Raw genomic sequence first — 23,456 nt, forward strand, 5'->3', positions numbered from 1 at the left:
CACTCGGTTTTTTAGATGATTTTGCTCATTTCGGTGCTTCTTTGAGCGAACGATCAAAAATAAGTGCATTAACATCAAAAAAATATTCTCAACCTAAAAAGCTTTGTGTAATACTTGTAACGCTACATGGAGATTAACTCAATCTAGAGGGTATTAATAATGAATCGTACTAAACTGGTACTGGGCGCGGTAATCCTGGGTTCTACTCTGCTGGCAGGTTGCTCCAGCAACGCTAAAATCGATCAGCTGTCTTCTGACGTTCAGACTCTGAACGCTAAAGTTGACCAGCTGAGCAACGACGTGAACGCAATGCGTTCCGACGTTCAGGCTGCTAAAGACGACGCAGCTCGCGCTAACCAGCGTCTGGACAACCAGGCTACTAAATACCGTAAGTAATAGTACCTGTGTAATAAAAATGGCGCACATTGTGCGCCATTTTTTTGTCTGTTACTCATCCTTCCCTGTTACTGCGTCACACGCTGCCCCGTATCATTCCCCGCTTTCCCGTTCTGCGCAGAGTCAACCGTTGAGACATTACTCGCAACCGACGTCTGACTGGCACTGACGGCCACAGGATATCCCGCACGACGATACAACGCTTTCTCTACCAGCCCATGATCCACGTTCTTGTCTGCTTTGAACTGGCTAAAACCCGCTGGCAGCACATAGGGCATGGTCTGTACGTTTTGTTCTTCTTCCGGCGACAGTGGCCGATGAACTTCAACATAACGTATACCGTTAGGCTCAACGGAGTATTTCACCGGTTCGTTGATAACCTTGACCGGCGTTCCTGTTCTGACCTGAGCGAATAAGGCCTTAATGTCAGGCGCATTCATACGGATGCAACCGGAGCTCACCCGCAGACCGACGCTGTCCGGCGCACTGGTGCCATGAATGAGATACTCGCCGTGACCATGCGCCAGACGCAGCGCATAGCGTCCCAACGGGTTATTGGGCCCGGCAGGAACCACGGGCGGCAGCGTAATACCACGCTCCAGAGAACGCTTACGGATGCCTGGCGTCGGTGTCCATGTCGGGTTAGGGATCTTTTGGCCGACACGGGTTTCCATCACCGGCGTTTCAAGCCCCTGCAAACCAATACCTATCGGGAACACCTGTACCAGGTTCTCACCTGGCGGATAATAGTAGAGCCGCAGTTCCGCCAGATTCACAATAATGCCTTCGCGCGGAGCATCCGGTAATAACAATTGAGAGGGGATGGTAATCAGCGTTCCGGCTTTAGGAACGGGAGCAATGGTGTTATTCGCTTCCAGGATCAGCATCGCGGCGGTATCGAAACGCCGGGCAATCGCCTGTAAATTCTTATCGCCTTCCTGAACGGTGTACGTTTGATTTTGCCCAACCAGACGACTTCCTGCTGGCGGTAATGGATAATCCACCGCCCAGGCTGCCTGTAAGGCGCTGTAAGCGCCAAAAAGTGTAATAGTAATGAGAGACACGCGTTTCATACCCAAACTCCTGTATTCACTGGCTATGAGCCAGAAGGCTGAACGTCCGACAAGGCAAAGCATCGCCTTGCCTAACAGGATGAAAGCTGTGTATTGAGTTTAGCCAATAGTGACGGCTTTGGTGCGGATAGCGCGGATCATTGCCTCCAGCCCCTGCGAACGGGAAGGTGTCAAATGCTGTGCAAGCGCCATTTTTTCAAACCACGGTCGCACATCAAAATTCACAATATCCTGGGCGGTCATCTGGTCGTACAAAATGAACACAACGCCGATAAGCCCCTTCACAATTGCCGCATCACTGTCGCCCTGCAACTCAATAATGCCTTCAGCATTCTGACGCATAACGATCCATACCTGACTCTGACACCCTTGAATGCTGTTTTCCGGGTTACGATCCTGCTCTGTTAATTCCGGCAGACGCTGTCCCAATTCAATGATGTACAGATACTTCTCTTCCCAATTAGCGCAACGCTGAAAATTACGCAACAATTTTTCTTTATCCGGTAGCGCAGCCATAGCGTCTCCCTGTTACCCCAGCAGACGGTGAATACGTGTCAGTCCTGTCGCCAGACGATCCACTTCTTCATGGGTGTTATACATTGCCAGAGACGCCCGACACATGGCAGGAACGCGATAGAACGCCATCAGCGGCATCGCACAATGATGCCCGGTACGCACAGCAATGCCGTAGTTATCCAGAAAACTCCCCACATCATAGGCGTGATGTTTACCGAGATTGAATGCGATAACGCCAAGCCGATTGTCCGGGCCGTACAACGTCAGTTCCGGCACATCAGCCAGTTGCTCCAGCGCATAGTGCATTAAATTCTGTTCATACTCGCTGATGTTCGCGAGCCCCAGCGCTGAAACATACTCTATTGCCGCACCGAGTCCGACGATGCCGCCGGTATTTGGCGTACCCGCCTCAAAACGCCAGGGGGCTTTCGCCCAGGTGGTTCCCTGCGTTAGGCTAACAGTGGCGATCATCGACCCTCCGCCTTCCCACGGCGGCATTTCCTGCAACAGCGCCTCTTTGACATACAACACGCCGATGCCCGTCGGCCCATACAATTTATGCCCGGAAAAGACATAGAAATCGCAGTCCAGCGCCTGCACATCGACCTTGTGATGCATCACCGCCTGCGCGCCATCCACCAGCACTTTCGCACCGTACTGATGGGCGAGCGCAATCATTTCCGGCAATGGATTCTCCGTCCCCAGCACATTGGAGACGTGCGTAATCGCCAGTAACTGCGTTTTGTCGTCAAACAGGGTGTCCAGCACATCCAGTTGCAACGTGCCGTCCTGGTTTAGCGGGATCACCCGCAGTTCCGCCCCGACGCGCGAACAGAGCATCTGCCACGGCACGATGTTGGCGTGGTGTTCCATCTCGCTGATAATAATGTTGTCGCCTGCGCGTATATGGCTGTTTCCCCAACTGTTAGCCACCAGGTTAATGCCTTCCGTTGTGCCGCGAACAAACACTAATTCTTCGGCGGATCGGGCATTAATAAACAGCGACGCCTGCTTACGTACGTTTTCCATTCTTTCCGTGGCCTGCGCACTCAACGTGTGAATACCACGGTGAACCGCCGCATAGCCGTGTCGATAAAATTCGGCCTCGGCATCAATAACCTGATTGGGCTTTTGCGCACTTGCCGCGCTGTCCAGATAGGCCAACGGCATGCCATTGACCTCACGCGTCAGGACAGGAAAGTCCGCCCGTACTTTTTCGATGGAGAAACTCATGCTACGCCTCCCGGCAGGCGAAGACCTATTCGCGCCAGCACCTGTTGTTTAAGCACATCATCACCGAGAACTTCCGTCAGCTCTGCGGCAAATGCATAAAGGATCATCTGTTGCGCATCCTGCTGCCCAATACCCCGCGAGCGTAAATAGAACATCTGCTCATTATCGATACGTCCTACCGTTGCCCCGTGACTGCACTTCACATCATCGGCATAAATTTCTAATTGCGGCTTCGTATCGACTTCAGCGAGTTTGCCCAGCAGCAAGTTGTTATTGGTCATCTGTCCGTCGGTTTTGATCGCGTGCTGCGCCACGGTAATCACGCCATTAAAGACGGCCCTGCCTTTATCGCTGACGATGGTTTTATGCAACTGACGGCTGTTGCAGTAGCCCTTGTTGTGTTCCAGCCAGGTTCGGGTATCGCACACTTCATTTTTCACCGGCATCGCCAGACTGTTGATCCGAAGGGTGGTATTTTCGCCGTTAAGCTGCGTACTGGTATTGTGGCGCAGCACGGCATCGCCTAGCAGGAAGCTGTGACTGTGCGCCGTGGCATCGCCCGCCAGCCGAAGATCGTTGTGGGCAAAGTGGTGGCTCGCCGGGTTTTCAAACACCAGCTTGATGTGGTGCAGATGCGCATTCGCACCGACGTTCATCGTTAAGCGCGCCCCGGTGAAATGACGCGCGTCATCGAGGCTGACATAGTGCTCAATAATCGTAGCCTCTGCACCTTCGCCCAGATCAAGGTGATGGCGATAATGTGCGGTATTCACGTCATCACCCTCCACGCCTTGCGTGATATGCATCAGCAGCAGGGGTTTCACTGGCCGTTGATGGCGTTTCACGCGAATATGGCTGCCGCGCTGGGCGAGACTTTCGGTCAAATGCAGGAACACATCCGGCTGAATCGGCGCAACCCAGGTTTGCGGGTCATCATTGAACGTGACCTCAAAGCCGCTGCCTTCTGTGCTGTCGCTAAGCAATGAGCTAAATTGACCATCAACGAACACCAGGCGAATAGCATCAATGCCTAATGCCAGCGCCTCGCATTGAGCCGAGGTTATCTCAGCAACGCGGCTGACAAACGTGCTGTTGGTCAATCCTTCAAGCGGTGTGTATTTCCAGTTCTCTTGCTTACGCGTCGGCAACCCCAGACGCAGCATTTGTTGCAGATGCAGCTGGGCATGTTCTGAGCGCGATTCTCCCTGCGCTTCAAACAGGCGATGCCATTGTTGCAGCACGCTACTGCTGTTCACTAAGCCAGCCATATCCCTGCTCCTCCAGTTGTTTGACCAGAGTGAAATCACCGGACTTCACAATCCGCCCCTGATACAAAACGTGAACGTAGTCGGGCTTGATATAGTCGAGAATACGCTGATAGTGAGTGACAATAATGAACGCGCGTTTCCCGTCACGCAGGGCGTTGACCCCATCAGCGACAATTTTTAGCGCATCAATATCCAGCCCGGAATCAGACTCATCAAGGATGCACAGTTCCGGCTCCAGTACGGCCATCTGCAAAATGTCATTACGCTTTTTCTCACCCCCCGAGAAACCGACGTTCACGGAGCGTGTTAACAAATCTTCCGGCATCTTCAGGAGCGCCATTTTTTCTTCCATCAGATCCTGAAAATCAAAGCGATCGAGGGACTCTTCTCCCCGGTAACTGCGCACCGCATTGAGCGCGGTTTGCAGAAAGAACTGGTTACTGACGCCGGGGATCTCCACCGGATACTGGAATGCCATGAAAATCCCTTCACCCGCCCTTGCCTCCGGCGACAGTTCGAGAAGATCTTTTCCTTTAAATTCGACCGTCCCCTGAGTGACTTCATAATCTTCACGACCGGCAAGCGTAGCGGATAAGGTGCTCTTTCCGGAACCATTAGGCCCCATAATGGCGTGCACCTCTCCGGGGCGGATCTCAAGATTCACGCCCCGCAGGATCGCGTTATCTTCAACACTGACCTGTAAATCTTTAATGCTTAACATGAGCTTTCCTTATCCAACGCTGTGTTCAAGGCTAATCGCCAGCAATTTTTGCGCTTCAACCGCAAACTCCAGCGGCAATTCGGAGAAGACATCCTTACAGAAACCGTTGACGATCATGGAGATGGCATCTTCTTCGCTGATCCCGCGTTGCAGACAGTAAAACAACTGGTCTTCACCAATGCGCGAGGTGGTCGCCTCGTGCTCCAGTTGGGCGCTGTTATTTCGGCATTCAACATACGGGAAGGTATGCGCGCCGCAGTCCGTACCGATAAGCATCGAGTCACACTGGGTAAAGTTTCGCGCGTTGGTCGCGGTTGGCATGATCTTCACCAACCCGCGATAACTGTTCTGGCTATGCCCTGCGGAGATCCCTTTCGAGATAATGGTTGAGCGGGTATTTTTACCGATGTGGATCATTTTGGTGCCGGTATCCGCCTGCTGATAACCGCTGGTTAATGCGACGGAGTAGAATTCACCGATGGAGTTGTCGCCGCGCAGAATGCAGCTCGGGTATTTCCAGGTAATGGCCGAGCCGGTTTCCGACTGGGTCCACGACATCTTGCTATTTTCCCCTTCGCACAGCGCACGCTTGGTCACAAAGTTCAGAATACCGCCGGTGTTGTTATCGCCGGGGAACCAGTTTTGTACCGTCGAGTATTTCACTTCCGCGTCTTTGTGGATGATCACTTCGACCACTGCCGCATGAAGTTGATAGCTGTCGCGAACCGGCGCAGAGCACCCTTCGATATAGCTCACGTAGCTCCCTTCCTCCGCCACCAGAATAGTGCGTTCAAACTGGCCGGTTTTTTCCGCATTAATACGGAAATAGGTGGAAAGCTCCATCGGGCAGCGCACACCTTTCGGCACATAGATAAAGGTGCCATCGGACGCCACGGCAGCGTTAAGCGCCGCAAAAAAGTTGTCATTCCCCGGAACCACAGTCCCGAGGTATTTCCTTACCAGTTCAGGATGGTCGTGAATCGCTTCGCCAAAAGAGCAGAAGATGATGCCCTGTTCCGCCAGTTTTTCACGGTAGGTGGTGGCCACAGAAACGGAGTCGAAAATGGCATCCACCGCCACATTGCTCCCTTCATGCACCGGCACGCCTAGCTGGGCGAAAGCATCCTCCACCTCTTTGCTTAAAAAGGCATTCGGCCCTGTCTGCTGTACCGCCCCGGGTTCAGAGGCGCAGGTGTCGTCGCAGTTTCCGCACGAGGGGGCCGAGTAATAGCTGTATTCCTGATAATTCAGTTTGTCGTAATGCGCTTTAAGCCAGTGCGGCTCCTCCATTTCAAGCCACGCGCGAAACGCATTGAGGCGAAATTCGAGCATCCATTCCGGCTCATGGCGTTTTGCAGAAATAGCGCGCACCACCTCTTCATTAATGCCTTTTTCCAGCTCGTCAGTTTGCAACTGGGTGAAGAACCCCTCTTTATAGTTGAGGTGCCCGCCCGTCCAGGTTTTGACATCGTCGGTCGCTTCAGTATTACGAGACATAGTACCGCCTATACCCCAAAGCTTTCGCCGCAGCCACATTCATTCTGCGCTTTCGGGTTGTGAAATTTGAATATTTGATTTAATCCTTCACGCACAAAATCGACTTCCGTTCCGTCGATAAACGGCATTGCCTGCAACGGCACATACAGTTTCGCGCCATCGAATTCGAACAGCAGATCGTCATTGTGCGGTTCACTGACCGTCGCCAGCACATAGCCAAACCCTGCACACCCGGTTTGCTTCACGCCTAAACGCACACCCTGCATACCCGGTTGCTTATCAACCAGCTCGCGAATATGCGCTGCCGCGGCGGGCGTTAACGTCAATCCGCGCCAGGTAAAGTCGTCCGGGTTAAATGTTCCTGAATGCAATTCCATAGGTTCACCTCATGTCATAAGCCACCAGGGCATAACATCATGTTAGTGATAATGATTATCACTTCAACCCCTCATCCGCAGGGGCATTCGGTTAAATCGCCCTTTTTGGCTACGTTAACTAAGCATAGACCCTGCTACGCGGGATCACAGGGAACGATGATTTTGTTCAATGCTTTGATTAATAATGAATAAAAGAGAGGTTATCGTTCTGGCAGGTCAAATCAGAAAAGATGTATAGGAAATGCCTATTTATAAAATAGCCGCAACTGGCACGCTGTTGGTGTAGCGGAGCTACCATCATGGTGAATCGTGCTGAATAGAAGGAACAACAGGTATGACGCGTTCGACGGCGACCGTCGGCAAACAGATTAAAAGAAGAGGGTTGAAAAAGAGAGAAACGGCAAACAGTGAGGAAATGACCAACGAACGGTCAGCGCTGCGGTACAGCGCTGACCGTTCGCCTTCCCCATCCGGCGCTTATCTCCGGCACTCATTTCTGGCTTAGCTCTTGAAGGGGCATAAGAATCCTCTCATAACATCGCGGTGGCTTTTTAACACAAATTGCGGTTTGTTTTATTTATGAGCCATATTAAGCACCTGGACGCTCAAATAATCATCTGAATCGCTCCGATAATCAGATTTATCTCATCGTGGACTGCACCGCGTCCAGCAGCAAACGTAATGCTGCCGGCTGATGATCGCGGGAAAGATACATGCCATACACCGCAAGCCGCCGTGGCTCCAGTTGCCCTAAAAGCCGAATTAACCCGCCCTGTGCTAACCCCGGGCGAGCCTCTTTTTCCGGCACCAGCGCAATGCCCATGCCCGCCTGCGCGGCCTCACATAAGAGCGAGGAGATCCCGGCACTTAAATTTCCTTTGATAGCCACCGATAAGGCCTCGCCCTGAGCGTTCAGAAAATGCCAGGATTTCCCGGCAAATCCGCTGTAATAGAGGCAGTTATGATGCGCCAGATCCTCAAGCGTCTGTGGGGTTCCGTGCTGGCGCAGATAATCAGGTGAAGCGCAAAGGACGGATTCACAGTCGCCCAGTCGGCGAGCTATCGTCCCGGGTTCAGGATTGTCGGTAATACGGATCGCCACATCAATGCGTTCGCCCACCAGACTCACCGGTTGATTATTGATTTCAACCTCAATGCGCAGTTCCGGGTAACGCGCTAAAAAGTCAGGCAGAATTGGAGCCAGAACATGGGTTGCCGTAAAATGCGCACAAGCAACGCGTAATATTCCGGAAGGAATTTCGCGCCCGGTGCCCCCCGCAATATCAAGGGATAACCTTGCCAGCGTGCGTGTTTTCACCAGCGCCTCTTCCCCGGCGGGGGTAATTGTTAACCGCCGCGATGAACGATGGATCAGTCTGGCGCCCGCCCATTTTTCCATTTCATCCAGATAGCGACTCACCATCGGTCTTGAGATCCCCAGCGCGCGGGATGCGGCGCTCAGGCTGCCCAGATCGCAGATATGATTAAACACCGTTGCCGCCATCACTCTGTCCATTCCAGCCTCATCTGATCGTTTTACGAAACTAAGCATGTCCTGATAGAGGAATTTTAACAGATCGAGATTTGCTTAAAATACATCGCGTAAATAAAACAACATCATCTGCATAAGGATCCCTGTTATGAACATTAAAACGCTGGCACTGCTGCTGTCATTTTCCGCATCGCCGTTACTCGCCGCCCCGCTTCAACTTGATGTTTATAACCCGCAGGAAAACGGTCTTTTTCCGGTTTCTTCTACGCTGGTTTCCGGCCCGAAAGAGGCCATCTTGTTTGATGCGCAATTCAACATCAAAGACGGCGAAAAACTGGTAAAGATGATTCAGGCAAAGGGCAAAAAACTGAAAGCCATCGTGATTACCTCCGGCGATCCGGATTTTTACTTTGGTCTACAACCGCTGGTCAGCGCCTTTCCAGAGGTGAAGATCCTGGCGACGCCTCGCGTGGTTGACCATATTCGCGCAACAAAAGACGCCAAACTGGCGTTCTGGGGCCCACAAATGAAAGACGGTGCGCCAACAGCGGTGACGGTGCCAACGGTCACGCACGACACCCGTTTCACCCTCGATGGTGAAACGCTGGAACTGCGCCATCCGAATGATTACGCCGCCTATATCTGGATCCCTGCGAACCGCACCATTCTGGGCGGCACGGGCATTGCTTCCGGCATTCACGTCTGGACGGCGGATACGCAATCGGCGAAACAGCGTGCGGCATGGCGCGACAGCCTCGCTGAAATGCAAAGCCTGAAGCCGGATCAGGTGATCCCTGGACACTATATTGGCGAACGTCCGGCGGGCGATAGCGCAATCCGTTTCACGCAAGATTATCTGCAGTCCTTCGAAAAAGCGCTGGAGGCAAAAAAGGGATCGGCGTACGTGATTCAGGCGTTAAAAGCCGCCTGGCCGGGGTTGGCGGATGAGAGTTCTCTTGAATTGAGTGCGAAGGTCAACAGCGGTGAGATGGTGTGGTGAGCAGATAAAAAATAACCCCGGCGGGAGCGTGTCGGGGCTTTCTGTTTAGCATTACAGGCCGTCGTCTTTCAGGCGGTCTGGCATCAATGCACGCCCAGGCGCCAGGCAAAATAAATTTCTTCTTTAAGCTCAGTAGAGGAAAGCGCGAGTAAATCGGTAAATTCCAGCTCGAGTTGTTTCAAACGTTTCAGATACTGCGCGGGGGAAAGTTCGGTTTTATCGCGGCGAATAAATTCAATGGCCAGTTGGCTTGGGTCTAATTGGGTAGACATATCATCCTCACTTTTGTTCAAAACGTGCACAGTATATCACTTTCTACTGTGCACATTACGACCAAAAGCAAAATCAGGCGGATAATTAAAGTGACATTGTCACAAAATAGCCGTTGTCAGACGTGAAGTACAACACAGGCGTCCCTGTTCATCAAAGATCTCAATTTGCCAGACCTGATGACGCGAGCCCGTATGCAGCGCTTTGCACACGCCCCTCACGCGCCCTTCGCGAGCGGAACGAATGTGGTTGGCGTTCACCTCCAGCCCCACCACTCTTTGTTCGCCCTGGGTACACAAGTAGCCAGCAACCGAGCCGATACTTTCAGCCAGCACGACGGACGCCCCACCGTGCAACAGGCCAAAAGGCTGTTTTGTCCGACGATCCACAGGCATTGTCGCCTCCAGCGTATCATCGCCAATATGCTCAAATCGGATATCCAGCAGTCCGACCATGTTTCCTTCTCCCATCGCATTAAGCGCGTCGAGAGAAACTTCACGTTTCCAGATCATCCAATAATCTCCAACAATGCCTGTAGTGGATGGCGAACGCCGGTGCCTTCAACACGCTTGACCTGACTCCGGCAGGAATAACCGGTCGCCAGACAGCGGTTGCGCGGCAGTCGCTGCATCGCCTGACGCCATGAAAGCTCGTAGATCCCCAGCGAGTTCTCATGATTTTTGACTTCGTGCCCATAGGTACCCGCCATCCCGCAGCACCCGACGCTGACATTTTCCAGTCTGGCGCCAAATTGGGCAAAAATAGCCCCCCACTGCGCTGGCGCGCCGGGTAAGGCCGTCACTTCGGTACAATGGCCGAAGAAATACCAGGGTTCACCGCTCACTGCCAACGGCTGTATTGGCTCGAGTACCTTTGGCAGCCATTCATGAACCAGTTGTACGTGGAAATCGCCCCGCTGTTCGCCCAGCGCCAGGTTATATTCATCGCGATAGCACAGCACCAGCGCCGGATCGACGCCCACCATCGGTATCCCCAACGCGGCCACGCGATTGAGAAACTCTGACGTCTTCTTCGCGGTTTTGGCAAAACGTTTGAGGAAGCCTTTGATGTGCTGAGCTTTGCCATTCGGCGAGAAAGGCAGCAGCACCGGCTGCAATCCCAGTTTTTCCACCAGTCGGACGAAGTCTGCCACCACCTGCGCGTCGTAATAACTGGTGAATGGATCCTGCACCACCAGCACCGTGCGGGATTTTTGCTCGAAACTTAACAACTCAAGCTGTTCCAGCGTCATATTGGCGCTGCGATGCCCGACCATGTGTTGCTGGAGTGACGGCGTAGAAAGCAGCGGCAAATCGACCATCCCAATGTGTTTTTTGGAAAGTGACCGCACAATGGGTTGATTAATAAAGAAGTTGAACGTTTTGGGTGCCCGGGCCATCAACGGCGCATAGGTTTCCACTGTCGCCACCAGATGATCGCGCAAAGGACGCAGATAGCGCGTGTGATAGAGCTGCAGGAAACGCGAACGGAATTCCGGTACGTCGATTTTGATCGGACATTGCGTGGAACAGGCTTTACAGGCCAGACACCCGGACATCGCCTCTTTCACTTCATGCGAGAAATCGTACTCGCCCTTGCGGGCATGCCAACTGTTTCGGGTGCGGGCAATCAATGTACGCAAACTGGCGTGTTTTTCCGGCAGGTCGTGTTCTAGTTTAACCGGATCAATACCGCGGTCGGCCAACAGGCGTAACCATTCGCGTACCAGCGTTGCGCGCCCTTTCGGGGAGTGGATACGGTTAAGACTGATTTTCATCGACGGACACATCGGGCTTTTGGCATCAAAGTTAAAGCACAGCCCGTTGCCGTTGCACTCCATCGCCCCACGCCACTCTTGTCTCACCGCTAACGGGATCTGGCGATCGTAGGTGCCGCGCTTCACGGCATCCACTTTCATCATCGGCGCATCAACGCCCGCAGGCGGGCAAATCTTCCCAGGGTTGAGTCGGTTTTGCGGGTCGAACGCCGCTTTCACGTTGCGCAGTTCACTGTACAGTTGCTCGCCAAAAAATGCCGGGCTGTACTCGGCGCGGAAACCTTTCCCGTGTTCGCCCCATAACAGACCGCCATATTTTGCCGTCAGCGCCACCACGTCGTCAGAGATTTGCTTCATCAGTATCTCTTGCTGTGGGTCGCACATATCCAGTGCAGGTCGAACGTGCAACACGCCAGCGTCAACGTGACCGAACATGCCATAGCTCAGACCATGGCTGTCGAGCAAAGCACGGAATTCGGCAATGTAATCAGCAAGATGTTCTGGCGGTACGCAGGTATCTTCGGCAAAAGGAATCGGTTTTGCCGCACCTTTCGCATTGCCCAACAAACCCACCGCTTTTTTACGCATCGCGTAGATACGCTCGACACCCGCCAGCTCAGTACAAAGCTGCCAGCCGATCACGCCAGCCTGCTGCCGGGCAATCAAGTCATCGAGTCGCTCGCACAGCGCCGCTATCTGCGCGTCAATCAACGCCTCGTCATCCCCCGCAAATTCGACGATGTTCAGACCCAACATCTCTTTATCCGGCACATCGGTGATAAGTTCACTGACGGAATGCCAGACAATGTCCTCCCGCGCGAGGTTGAGCACTTTAGAATCGACGGTTTCAACCGACAGCGCCCGCGCCTCAACCATAAACGACGCATTGCGGAGCGCAGAATCGAAAGAGTCATATTTCACATTCACCAGACGGCGAACGTTAGGCAGTGGGGTGATATCCAGACGCGCTTCGGTAATGAAGGCAAGTGTTCCTTCAGAACCCGTCAGGATGCGCGTTAAATCGAACTCCGTCATCTCATCATTAAAGACATGACGTAAATCGTAGCCCGTTAAAAACCGGTTCAGTTTCGGGAATTTATCGATAATCAACTGACGGTTTTCACGACAGCGCTGATAGACCGTATGGTAAATACGCCCTATCGTCGTATTGCTTTTACCCAGCGTCTCAGCAAGCTCGACGGGAAGTGCCTGGGTGTCGAGAATGTCGCCCCCCAGAAGCACGGCCCGCACGCCAAGGACATGGTCGGACGTTTTGCCGTACACCAGCGATCCCTGGCCGGATGCATCGGTATTAATCATCCCCCCCAGCGTCGCCCGGTTACTGGTCGACAACTCCGGGGCAAAGAAATAGCCATACGGTTTCAGATACTGGTTCAACTGATCTTTGATAACACCGGCTTCTACCCGTACCCACCCTTCTTCCGGGTTAATCTCAATGATACGGCTCATGTAACGCGACATATCAACGATAATGCCCTGATTCAGCGCCTGGCCGTTGGTGCCAGTGCCGCCGCCGCGGGGGGTAAAGACAAGAGAGGTGAATCGCGGTTCTGCCGCCAGACGGGCGACCAGCGCCACATCTGCCGTTGAACGGGGGAAAAGAACTGCATCCGGCAGCAGTTGATAGATACTGTTATCTGTCGACATTGTGAGGCGATCGGCGTAACTGGTCGCCGTATCCCCCGTAAACCCTTGCTGTTCCAGTGCCTGCAAAAAATTGAGCACCAGCTGAACGACGCCAGGTGCCTGAGAAATTTGTGGAATCATTATTGACCCTTTCCTGCGGTCTGTGTTGTGGACTCTGGGCCTGTCCTGATAATGGCTACTTTACAGCCAGTGAGAGACTGTTCAGCTTCACAACGGTAAATAAAATAGCCTTACGGAGCGGCGCCTAATCGTTTGCGTGTTGCACTATTTGTTGTATCACATTTTTTTCATATGCGCTCAGCAGAATTACAGGCAGAATCACCCTGTCAAAAACCGCTGAAATTGCTCATTATTGTATACGAGTGATTCGCGTGTTCAGATCACGTCAACATTCTGACGTACAAAAAAGGTGAAAAGTATTTATGGTAAACATTCGTCAGCCCAAGGATATTGCGCAAGTGCTGCTATCGGTGCTGTTTTTGGCCATCATGATTGTGGCATGTCTATGGATTGTACAACCCTTTATCCTGGGCTTTGCCTGGGCAGGTACCGTGGTGATTGCCACCTGGCCTGTGTTGCTTCTCCTGCAAAAACTGCTGTGGGGCCGCCGTTCTCTCGCTGTTCTGGTGATGACGCTCCTGTTGGTTTTGCTGTTTGTTATCCCCATTGCGCTGTTGGTTAACAGCATCGTCGACGGCAGCGGTCCGCTGATCCACGCCATGAGCGCGGGTGACATGACGTTACCCGACCTCGCCTGGCTGAACAGCATTCCGCTGGTCGGGAGCAAATTGTATGCCGCCTGGCACAACCTGCTGGATATGGGCGGCTCGGGGATTATGGCCAAAATCCGGCCTTATATTGGCACCACGACCACCTGGTTTGTCGGTCAGGCCGCCCATATTGGTCGTTTTATGGTGCACTGTGGCCTGATGCTGTTGTTTAGCGCCCTGCTGTTCTGGCGCGGTGAGCAGGTTGCTTTAGGGGTTCGCCACTTTGCCAGCCGACTGGCCGCAAAACGTGGCGATGCAGCCGTTGTGCTGGCTGCGCAAGCCATTCGCGCTGTAGCGCTGGGTGTCGTCGTTACTGCACTGGTGCAGGCGGTTCTCGGTGGTGTTGGTCTGGCTATCTCCGGCGTGCCTTATGCCACGCTGCTGAGCGTGCTGATGATCCTCTCCTGCCTGGTGCAACTGGGGCCTCTGCCGGTACTGATTCCCTCCATCATCTGGCTCTACTGGACAGGCGACAACACCTGGGGCACCGTGCTGCTGGTGTGGAGCTGTGTGGTCGGTACGCTGGATAACGTGATTCGCCCAATGCTCATTCGCATGGGCGCTGATTTACCGTTGATTCTGATCCTTTCTGGGGTTATCGGTGGATTAATTGCGTTTGGCATGATCGGTCTGTTCATTGGTCCGGTGCTGTTAGCCGTCTCCTGGCGTCTGTTCTCCGCATGGGTGAATGAAGCGCCGCTTCCTGATGATGCATCAGACAGTGTTCTGGAAGCACTGGCTGAACCTACAGAACCCCGCAAGTAGTTCGTAAATGTGCGGTTTTGCCGGCGTGTATTTATCTGGCAAAACCGTACCGAAGGCCTGCCCGTTAACAACGCGTCGACGGGCAGTCTGGAGAGTCCGAAACGCCAAATACTTTAGCGTTACTAATCAATCAACCCCTTGATTACACAATATTGTTGCTGAATCTTTCTGTTTACCCTTCTTTGTGTCGCAAATTCTTTACAGCTTTTAAACTATTGAGACGAATCTGATCGACGCAAAAAATCCCTATGCCTACTATTAGCTCAAGGTTATAGATCAACACATTGATTTATAAGCATGGACATCCCCTGAGTGAAACAATGAATTGCTGTGTGTAGTCTTTGCCCATCTCCCACGATGGGCTTTTTTTTATGCCTTTGCATGCGCCTTTCCTCACCTGAGCCACCCTTGCAATCCCCTATCTTCAGCCAGGTAGAACCTTACACCGGTGACATAATCAAATCTGGCCTCCTTTATGCCGGACTCTAATGCCTCTTGCTATGTGCACCTTCAGCCATAGGCCAATATTGAGAAACGAATCGGTATGGATATAACTGGATTAAAATTGCAATAATAATTTTTTGGTATTGTGACCAAAAACACTTCGGCGCTATTGTAAAAATAACCTTATGTATATTCACCCTCACATATTTGCAACAAACAATGTTGCACAAAATACTGTGACTCTCTTCAAGTCGAAATCAGGGCAATAATGTTATTTATGGTTTATTGTTTCTAAAAAAGAAGCCATTAAATGATGAACGCTTTTGAACTACAGGCATTACGGCAAATTTTTGCGCTAACCATTGAGGAAAGTGTAAGATGGATTGCACCTGATTATAATATTACAACCTGGCAACAGTGGGAAAAAGGAGAATGCGTTCCCCCTACTCCAATTATTGAAAAATTACTTGAGATGCGTAGAGAACGAAATTTACGTATCAATGCCATCATTGATAAAATCAATAATAGAATAGGCAACAACACGATGCGTTTTTTCGTTGATTTGGCTGATTTTCAGACAGTTTACCGTGACGGTGATTTTCTGGACTGGAAAATTTATCAGTCGGTTGCAATCGAACTTTATGCCCATAATTTGGAACGCCTGTGCTAGGTGGGTGAAAAATCAGCATCAGGCTAATTACCCTGAACAACATCTAATAATTTGATACATCGTAGTTTTATGGTACAGGTACATTGACCTGCACCAGGGGAATTTTTAGCCAATTCGCTGGGCCAACATTATGAAAAACACCTACCTCTCTACGGCGATGGGGTTGTACTTTAATTATCTGGTGCATGGTATGGGAGTCATTCTAATGAGTCTCAACATGTCCTCGCTCGAACAACTTTGGCAAACCAATGCCGCAGGTGTTTCAGTCGTCATTTCCTCATTGGGTATCGGTCGCTTAAGCGTCTTATTTTGTGCCGGTCTATTATCTGACAGATTCGGCAGAAGACCCTTTATTATCCTGGGAATGACTTTCTATTTGGTGTTTTTCTTTGGAATTTTGAATACCAATAACATTATCATTGCCTATGCTTTTGGCTTTTTAGCAGGAATGGCGAACAGTTTTCTCGATGCGGGTACTTACCCCAGCCTGATGGAAGCATTTCCCTCCTCACCAAGCACAGCCAATATCCTGATAAAAGCGTTCGTGTCAGCGGGGCAGTTTTTTCTCCCCATGATCATCAGTCTGCTGGTCTGGGCTGATCTCTGGTTCGGTTGGTCGTTTATCATTGCAGCAGCCATCATGATCCTGAACGGTCTGTTTTTATTTCGCTGTGCTTTTCCTCCGCACCCTGGCCGTAAAGTACGTCCCGTTCAGAGTGTGACTACCGATGCAGCGGCACGTAACCATCGCTGCTCACTGATCGACCTGACCAGTTACACCCTCTATGGCTATGTCTCTATGGCGACGTTTTACCTGGTCAGTCAATGGTTGTCTCAATATGGTCAATTTGTCGCCGGAATGCCTTACACGCTGTCGATCAAACTGTTAAGTATCTATACCTGCGGTTCACTGCTCTGCGTATTTATTACTGCTCCGCTGGTGCGTAAAACCGTGCGTTCCACCACCTTACTGATGTTGTATACCTTTATCTCATTTATCGCATTGTTAGTGGTCTGCCTGTATCCCAGTATGTACGTGGTTATGGTATTCGCATTTGTTATCGGGTTTTCATCCGCAGGCGGCGTGGTGCAAATTGGCCTCACGCTGATGGCTGCGCGCTTTCCACATGCCAAAGGAAAAGCAACCGGCATTTACTACAGTGCGGGCAGTATTGCCACCTTCACTATTCCACTGGTTACCGCACACCTTTCGGAAAGAAGCATCGCCGACATTATGTGGTTTGATACCGGCATTGCCGCAGTGGGTTTTTTGCTGGCGATTTTTATTGGTTATCGCAGTCATATTGAATCAAAAACCCAGATGGCTGTTTCGCAGCCAGTTGAATAGGAAACGCCCCAGAAGCAATATTGTTATACCTTACTGCAAAATAGTTTGGTGCATTTTATCCTCATCAGCAAAATGACGGTAGGAAGGAATATATTTCACGTTTTGGCATGCAATATACTTAGTAATTAAAACGGTATGCTATGTGGTCATGGTCGTCAGCAAACAGTATATTGCTCATAATCCAAACCATACTGAATAAAACAAAATATATTTAAACAAGCAAGGAGCCGTGAAAAATGTCTCAGAGCAAAGTTTTCAACACGCCATTTATCCTGGCTGTCATTTGTATCTATCTTAGTTATTTCCTCCATGGCATTAGCGTCATTACACTGGCGCAAAACATGACATCGCTTGCGGAAAAATTCTCGACAGATAATGCCGGGATCGCTTATTTAATTTCTGGCATTGGACTTGGTCGTCTGATCAGCATTCTATTTTTTGGGGTACTGTCAGATAAATTCGGTCGACGCGCTATCATTTTATTGGGCATTGTTTTGTATATGCTCTTTTTCTTTGGTATTCCCGCCAGCCCAAATCTGATGGTGGCATTTGTTCTCGCCGTCTGCGTCGGGGTTGCCAACTCAGCACTCGACACGGGTGGCTATCCTGCCCTGATGGAGTGTTTCCCTAAAGCGTCTGGCTCTGCCGTAATCCTGGTCAAGGCAATGGTCTCTTTTGGGCAGATGCTTTACCCGATGATTGTCAGCTACATGCTGCTCAATAATATCTGGTACGGCTACGGCGTCATCATCCCGGGTATTTTGTTTGGTCTGATAACCCTGATGCTGCTCAGAAGCCAATTTCCAGGTCAGTTGGTGGACGCCAATGTGGCTAAAGAACTGCCTCAGATGAACAGCAAACCACTGGTATGGCTGGAAGGCGTGGCTTCCGTACTCTTTGGTGTGGCGGCTTTTTCTACTTTTTATGTCATCGTCGTCTGGATGCCTAAATACGCCATGGCCTTCGCTGGGATGGCGGAAGCCGATGCCCTGAAAACCATCACCTACTACAGTATGGGGTCACTGGTCTGTGTATTTATCTTCGCTGTGCTATTAAAGAAAATGATCCGCCCAATTTGGGCGAACGTCTTCAACGCCGGACTGGCAACCATAACCGCAGCCATCATCTATCTCTACCCGTCACCGCTGGTTTGTAACGCCGGCGCCTTTGCTATCGGTTTTTCTGCCGCAGGCGGTATTTTACAACTGGGTGTTTCGGTTATGTCCGAATTCTTCCCGAAGAGCAAAGCAAAAGTCACCAGCGTTTATATGATGATGGGCGGCGTCGCCAACTTTATTATCCCGCTGATTACCGGCTATCTCTCCACAATCGGCTTGCAGTACATCATTCTACTGGATTTTGTCTTTGCACTACTTGCATTCATCACCGCCATTGTCGTTTTCATACGTTATTACCGCGTATTTAATATTCCGCAGAACGATATACGACTGGGCGAACGCTATTTTCAATAAACCCGATCAGCCAATATATTGAGGAGTACTATTATGGATGTAACTGCTAAATATGAATTGATTGGTCTGATGGCCTATCCCATCAGACACAGCCTCTCACCTGAAATGCAAAATAAAGCGCTGGAAAAAGCAGGGCTACCTTTTACCTACATGGCATTTGAAGTGGATAACACCAGTTTCGCAGGGGCAATTGAAGGGCTAAAAGCGTTAAAGATGCGCGGTACCGGGGTTTCTATGCCCAATAAACAACTGGCGTGCGCGTTTGTTGATGAACTGACTCCAGCGGCAAAATTGGTTGGTGCTATCAATACTATCGTGAATGATGACGGTTATCTGCGTGGGTACAATACCGATGGCACGGGTCACATTCGTGCTATCAAAGAGAGTGGGTTCGATATCAAGGGTAAAACCATGGTATTACTGGGTGCCGGTGGCGCATCTACCGCTATTGGCGCACAGGCCGCCATTGAAGGTATCAAAGAGATCAAGTTGTTTAACCGCAATGACGAATTCTTCCAGAAGGCGCTCGATTTCGCCCAACGCGTTAACGAGAATACTGATTGCGTGGTCACGGTGTTCGACCTCGCCGATCAGCAGGCATTCGCAGCAGCCCTTGCCAGCGCCGATATCCTGACTAACGGAACCAAAGTGGGGATGAAACCGCTTGAAAACGACTCCATTGTCAGCGACGTTAGCCTGCTGCGCCCAGAACTGCTGGTGACAGAATGCGTCTACAACCCGCACATGACAAAGTTACTGCAGCAGGCACAACAAGCCGGTTGCAAAACAATAGATGGGTACGGCATGTTGTTGTGGCAAGGAGCTGAACAGTTCAAACTGTGGACCGGCAAAGATTTTCCGCTGGAATACGTTAAACAGGCGATGGGGTTTACGGCCTGACAGGCCAGGATCTGTGAATAACAAAAGGTATTAAATGAAAACCGTAACCGTGAAAAACCTCGTCATTGGCGAAGGTGCTCCCAAAATCATCGTGTCGCTGATGGGAAAAGATATCGCCAGTGTCAAATCGGAAGTAATGGCTTATCGCGACGCCGATTTCGACATTCTGGAATGGCGTGTGGACCATTTTTCCAATGTGGCATCTATTGATGCCGTTCTTGAAGCTACCCGCGCCATCCGGGATGTGATGCCGCAGACTCCTCTGCTATTTACCTTCCGCAGTGCGAAAGAAGGTGGTGAACAGGCAATTTCGACGGATTCTTATATTGCACTCAATCGCGCAGCGGTCGACAGCGGGCTGGTCGATATGATTGATCTTGAGTTGTTTACAGGCGATGAACTGGTCAAAGCGACGGTTGCCTACGCACACAGCAAGAACGTTAAAGTGATCATGTCCAACCATGATTTTCACAAAACACCGGCCGCAGACGAAATTATTCAGCGTCTGCGCAAAATGCAGGAGTTGGGTGCCGATATACCCAAAATCGCCCTGATGCCTGAAAATCGTAGCGATGTGCTGACGCTGCTTTCTGCAACGTTGAAGATGCAGGAACAGTACGCTGACCGTCCGGTGATTACCATGTCAATGTCAAAAACGGGTGTGATCTCACGTTTGGCTGGTGAAGTATTTGGTTCGGCGGCAACTTTCGGTGCGGTAAAAAAAGCCTCTGCGCCTGGGCAAATTTCCGTTAGCGATCTGCGTTCAGTATTAACAATATTACATCAGGCTTAATAAGCTAAATTATGGCGGGAATTAAACTCTCCCGCCACAAATAAAATAATGACCTGAAATGAATATTCACTATGAATATTCAGCGGATGCGTACGTCTGAATTGAGCTACGTAAGCATTCGGCCAGGTATTTCCAGGAGTTATTATGAAACCTGAAAGACCACCACGCATTGATGGCCGTGTACCTGTACTCTCTGCGCAGGAAGCGGTTCACTATATTAAAGATCAAGCTACGCTCTGTATTTTGGGCGCCGGGGGCGGAATTCTGGAAGCCACCACTTTAATTACAGCATTAGCCGATAAATATAAACAAACGCAGACTCCACGTGATTTATCCATTATCAGCCCAACAGGGCTTGGCGATCGCGGCGATCGCGGTATTAGTCCACTGGCACAAGAAGGACTGGTCAAATGGGCGCTGTGCGGACACTGGGGCCAGTCACCGCGTATTTCCGATTTAGCGGAACAGAATAAAATTGCCGCATATAACTACCCTCAGGGGGTTTTAACCCAAACGCTGCGCGCCGCAGCAGCCCACCAGCCCGGTATTCTCAGCGACATCGGTATTGGCACGTTTGTCGACCCCCGCCAACAAGGTGGCAAGCTCAATGAAGTTACCACCGAGGATCTGATTAAGCTGGTTGAGATAGATAACAAAGAGTACCTCTATTACAAAGCTATCACGCCTGATGTTGCGTTTATTCGCGCTACCACCTGTGATAGTGAGGGCTATGCCTCTTTTGAAGATGAGGTGATGTATCTGGACGCCCTTGTACTTGCTCAGGCGGTACACAACAACGGCGGCATCGTGATGATGCAGGTACAAAAGATGGTCAAGAAGGCCACCCTGCATCCTAAATCGGTGCGTATTCCGGGCTATCTGGTGGATATCGTGGTGGTTGATCCTGGCCAAACGCAACTCTACGGTGGTGCCCCGGTTAACCGTTTTATTTCAGGTGACTTCACCCTTGATGACAGCACTCAACTCCCCCTCCCCCTGAACCAACGCAAGCTGGTGGCCCGTCGCGCATTGTTTGAGATGCGTAAAGGTGCTGTGGGCAACGTCGGCGTCGGTATTGCCGATGGTATTGGGCTGGTTGCCCGTGAAGAGGGCTGTGCGGATGACTTTGTCCTGACCGTAGAAACTGGCCCTGTAGGCGGGATCACTTCTCAGGGCGTCGCATTTGGCGCCAACGTTAATACCCGCGCTATTCTTGATATGACCTCGCAGTTTGATTTCTACCACGGTGGTGGTCTGGATGTCTGTTATCTCAGCTTCGCGGAAGTGGATAAGCACGGTAACGTCGGCGTGCACAAATTCAACGGAAAAATCATGGGGACCGGCGGCTTTATAGACATCAGCGCAACCTCGAAGAAAATCGTCTTCTGCGGCACGTTAACCGCGGGCAGTCTGAAAACTGAAATTACTGACGGTAAATTAAATATCGTACAGGAAGGCCGGGTTAAGAAATTTATCGACGAACTGCCGGAAATCACCTTCAGCGGCAAAATTGCCCTTGAGCGTGGACTTGACGTTCGGTATATCACCGAGCGTGCGGTGTTTACGCTTAAAGAAGACGGACTCCATTTAATAGAGATCGCACCAGGCGTGGATCTGGAAAAAGATATTCTCGAAAAAATGGAATTTTCCCCTGTGATTTCCCCTGACCTCAAACTGATGGACGAAAGATTATTTATCGATGCCACCATGGGTTTTGTGTTGCCTGAAGCGGCCAATTAAAAGGAGTAAAATGATGGACTTTTCTTTAACCGAAGAGCAGGAACTGCTACTTGCCAGTATTCGCGAATTGATCACCACTAATTTCCCGGAGGAGTATTTCCGTACCTGCGATCAGACCGGCACCTATCCCCGAGAATTTATGCGCGCCCTTGCTGAAAACGGGATTTCAATGCTGGGGGTACCGGAAGAGTTTGGCGGCATTCCGGCGGATTACGTCACACAGATGTTGGCGTTGATGGAAGTATCAAAATGTGGCGCACCCGCATTTCTGATCACCAACGGCCAGTGTATTCACAGTATGCGTCGCTTCGGCACCCCCGAACAGTTGCGTAAAACGGCAGAAAGTACGCTGGAAACCGGCGACCCGGCCTATGCGCTGGCATTAACTGAACCTGGCGCTGGCTCCGACAACAACAGCGCCACCACCAGCTACACCCGCAAAGACGGTAAAGTTTACCTGAACGGCCAGAAAACGTTTATTACCGGAGCAAAAGAGTACCCCTATATGCTGGTGCTGGCTCGAGATCCTGAACCCAAAGATCCAAAGAAAGCCTTTACTCTCTGGTGGGTGGAATCCAATAAACCAGGAATTAAAGTTAACCCGCTGCACAAAATAGGCTGGCACATGCTAAGTACTTGCGAAGTCTATCTCGACAACGTTGAGGTGGATGAAAGCGACATGGTCGGCGAAGAAGGTATGGGTTTCCTCAATGTGATGTACAACTTTGAAATGGAACGCCTAATCAATGCAGCACGCAGTACGGGTTTTGCTGAGTGCGCCTTTGAGGACGCAGCCCGCTATGCCAATCAACGCATTGCATTTGGTAAACCGATTGGCCATAACCAGATGATCCAGGAAAAACTGGCGCTGATGGCGATTAAAATCGACAACATGCGCAACATGGTTCTGAAGGTGGCATGGCAAGCAGACCAGGAGCAGTCATTGCGCACGAGCGCCGCGTTGGCGAAACTGTATTGCGCCCGTACTGCAATGGAAGTGATTGATGATGCCATTCAGATTATGGGGGGACTGGGTTACACCGACGACGCCCGCGTTTCCCGTTTCTGGCGCGACGTACGCTGCGAACGTATTGGCGGCGGTACCGATGAGATCATGATTTACGTCGCAGGTCGTCAGATCCTGAAGGATTATCAGAACAAGTAAATACTTATTTGTAGACCGGATAACACGCTTACGCTGTTATCCGGTCATTTTCCCGGTAGTGCTACGCTGTCCGGGCCTACAGAAAACCAGTGGATAATACG

General features: G+C 51.0%; 21 protein-coding genes and 1 other RNA gene. 11 read left to right on the forward strand and 11 right to left on the reverse strand.

What is annotated here, in order from left to right; genetic code table 11:
* Window positions 1–159 precede the first annotated feature (159 nt).
* Window positions 160–396 (forward strand): murein lipoprotein Lpp, encoded by a 237-nt coding sequence (gene lpp, locus ACO7SM_RS12120; protein WP_001082307.1) that lies wholly within the window; start codon window positions 160–162, stop codon window positions 394–396.
* Window positions 397–464: 68 nt separating this feature from the next.
* Here the strand turns inward: lpp and ldtE are convergent, their stop codons facing one another.
* The 8 genes from ldtE to ACO7SM_RS12160 form a co-directional block, all read right to left on the reverse strand.
* Window positions 465–1,469 (reverse strand): L,D-transpeptidase LdtE, encoded by a 1,005-nt coding sequence (gene ldtE / locus ACO7SM_RS12125; protein WP_490467752.1) that lies wholly within the window; start codon window positions 1,467–1,469, stop codon window positions 465–467.
* Between the two features lie 99 nt (window positions 1,470–1,568).
* Complete coding sequence (gene sufE / locus ACO7SM_RS12130; protein ID WP_490467753.1) at window positions 1,569–1,985, reverse strand: cysteine desulfuration protein SufE; 417 nt, start codon at window positions 1,983–1,985, stop codon at window positions 1,569–1,571.
* 12 nt (window positions 1,986–1,997) lie between these two features.
* A complete protein-coding gene (gene sufS / locus ACO7SM_RS12135) occupies window positions 1,998–3,218 on the reverse strand; it encodes a cysteine desulfurase SufS (RefSeq protein ID WP_490467754.1) in 1,221 nt (406 codons plus the stop codon).
* A complete protein-coding gene (gene sufD / locus ACO7SM_RS12140) occupies window positions 3,215–4,486 on the reverse strand; it encodes a Fe-S cluster assembly protein SufD (RefSeq protein WP_490467755.1) in 1,272 nt (423 codons plus the stop codon). The genes sufS and sufD overlap by 4 nt, the downstream gene beginning before the upstream one ends.
* The gene (gene sufC, locus ACO7SM_RS12145) at window positions 4,461–5,207 is read right to left on the reverse strand and encodes a Fe-S cluster assembly ATPase SufC (RefSeq protein ID WP_490467756.1); all 747 of its coding nucleotides are present in this window, start codon (window positions 5,205–5,207) and stop codon (window positions 4,461–4,463) included. Before sufC ends, sufD begins: the two co-directional genes overlap by 26 nt.
* Before the next feature lie 9 nt (window positions 5,208–5,216).
* Window positions 5,217–6,704, reverse strand: coding sequence for a Fe-S cluster assembly protein SufB (gene sufB, locus ACO7SM_RS12150; protein WP_490467757.1), 1,488 nt, complete (start codon window positions 6,702–6,704; stop codon window positions 5,217–5,219).
* 8 nt (window positions 6,705–6,712) lie between these two features.
* The gene (gene sufA / locus ACO7SM_RS12155) at window positions 6,713–7,081 is read right to left on the reverse strand and encodes a Fe-S cluster assembly scaffold SufA (RefSeq protein WP_490467758.1); all 369 of its coding nucleotides are present in this window, start codon (window positions 7,079–7,081) and stop codon (window positions 6,713–6,715) included.
* 640 nt (window positions 7,082–7,721) lie between these two features.
* Window positions 7,722–8,597, reverse strand: a complete 876-nt coding sequence (locus tag ACO7SM_RS12160) for a LysR family transcriptional regulator (protein ID WP_490467759.1) — start codon at window positions 8,595–8,597, stop codon at window positions 7,722–7,724.
* A 124-nt stretch (window positions 8,598–8,721) separates the two neighbouring features.
* Here ACO7SM_RS12160 and ACO7SM_RS12165 point away from each other — a divergent pair, with 124 nt between their 5' ends.
* A complete protein-coding gene (locus ACO7SM_RS12165) occupies window positions 8,722–9,573 on the forward strand; it encodes a Vmh family MBL fold metallo-hydrolase (protein WP_490467760.1) in 852 nt (283 codons plus the stop codon).
* An 83-nt stretch (window positions 9,574–9,656) separates the two neighbouring features.
* Here ACO7SM_RS12165 and ACO7SM_RS12170 read toward each other — a convergent pair whose 3' ends face one another.
* The 3 genes from ACO7SM_RS12170 to ydiJ form a co-directional block, all read right to left on the reverse strand.
* A complete protein-coding gene (locus tag ACO7SM_RS12170) occupies window positions 9,657–9,845 on the reverse strand; it encodes a YdiH family protein (protein ID WP_490467761.1) in 189 nt (62 codons plus the stop codon).
* Window positions 9,846–9,944: 99 nt separating this feature from the next.
* A complete protein-coding gene (gene menI, locus ACO7SM_RS12175) occupies window positions 9,945–10,355 on the reverse strand; it encodes a 1,4-dihydroxy-2-naphthoyl-CoA hydrolase (RefSeq protein ID WP_490467762.1) in 411 nt (136 codons plus the stop codon).
* A complete protein-coding gene (gene ydiJ, locus ACO7SM_RS12180; protein WP_490467763.1) occupies window positions 10,352–13,408 on the reverse strand; it encodes a D-2-hydroxyglutarate dehydrogenase YdiJ in 3,057 nt (1,018 codons plus the stop codon). The genes menI and ydiJ overlap by 4 nt, the downstream gene beginning before the upstream one ends.
* Window positions 13,409–13,710: 302 nt before the next feature.
* Here ydiJ and ydiK point away from each other — a divergent pair, with 302 nt between their 5' ends.
* The 9 genes from ydiK (at window position 13,711) to ACO7SM_RS12225 (ending at window position 23,355) form a co-directional block, all read left to right on the forward strand.
* On the forward strand, window positions 13,711–14,823 hold the full coding sequence (gene ydiK / locus ACO7SM_RS12185) for an AI-2E family transporter YdiK (protein WP_490467764.1): 1,113 nt from the start codon (window positions 13,711–13,713) through the stop codon (window positions 14,821–14,823).
* A 265-nt stretch (window positions 14,824–15,088) separates the two neighbouring features.
* An RNA gene (rprA, locus tag ACO7SM_RS12190) (antisense sRNA RprA) lies at window positions 15,089–15,196 on the forward strand.
* A 384-nt stretch (window positions 15,197–15,580) separates the two neighbouring features.
* Window positions 15,581–15,937: a YdiL family protein gene (locus tag ACO7SM_RS12195; RefSeq protein WP_490470939.1), complete on the forward strand. Its 357-nt coding sequence runs from the start codon at window positions 15,581–15,583 to the stop codon at window positions 15,935–15,937.
* A 130-nt stretch (window positions 15,938–16,067) separates the two neighbouring features.
* The gene (locus ACO7SM_RS12200; protein ID WP_490467765.1) at window positions 16,068–17,285 is read left to right on the forward strand and encodes an MFS transporter; all 1,218 of its coding nucleotides are present in this window, start codon (window positions 16,068–16,070) and stop codon (window positions 17,283–17,285) included.
* Between the two features lie 236 nt (window positions 17,286–17,521).
* Window positions 17,522–18,757, forward strand: coding sequence for an MFS transporter (locus tag ACO7SM_RS12205; protein WP_490467766.1), 1,236 nt, complete (start codon window positions 17,522–17,524; stop codon window positions 18,755–18,757).
* A 33-nt stretch (window positions 18,758–18,790) separates the two neighbouring features.
* Window positions 18,791–19,657 carry a quinate/shikimate dehydrogenase gene (ydiB, locus tag ACO7SM_RS12210; protein WP_490467767.1) on the forward strand — a complete coding sequence of 289 codons (867 nt, stop codon included), beginning with the start codon at window positions 18,791–18,793 and terminating at the stop codon, window positions 19,655–19,657.
* A 34-nt stretch (window positions 19,658–19,691) separates the two neighbouring features.
* Window positions 19,692–20,450: a type I 3-dehydroquinate dehydratase gene (aroD, locus tag ACO7SM_RS12215; protein ID WP_490467768.1), complete on the forward strand. Its 759-nt coding sequence runs from the start codon at window positions 19,692–19,694 to the stop codon at window positions 20,448–20,450.
* Between the two features lie 144 nt (window positions 20,451–20,594).
* On the forward strand, window positions 20,595–22,190 hold the full coding sequence (locus ACO7SM_RS12220; protein ID WP_490467769.1) for an acyl CoA:acetate/3-ketoacid CoA transferase: 1,596 nt from the start codon (window positions 20,595–20,597) through the stop codon (window positions 22,188–22,190).
* A 13-nt stretch (window positions 22,191–22,203) separates the two neighbouring features.
* Window positions 22,204–23,355, forward strand: coding sequence for an acyl-CoA dehydrogenase (locus ACO7SM_RS12225; RefSeq protein ID WP_490470940.1), 1,152 nt, complete (start codon window positions 22,204–22,206; stop codon window positions 23,353–23,355).
* The last annotated feature ends 101 nt before the right edge of the window (window positions 23,356–23,456 follow it).

Source organism: Citrobacter sp. LJND-P06 (assembly GCF_058188415.1).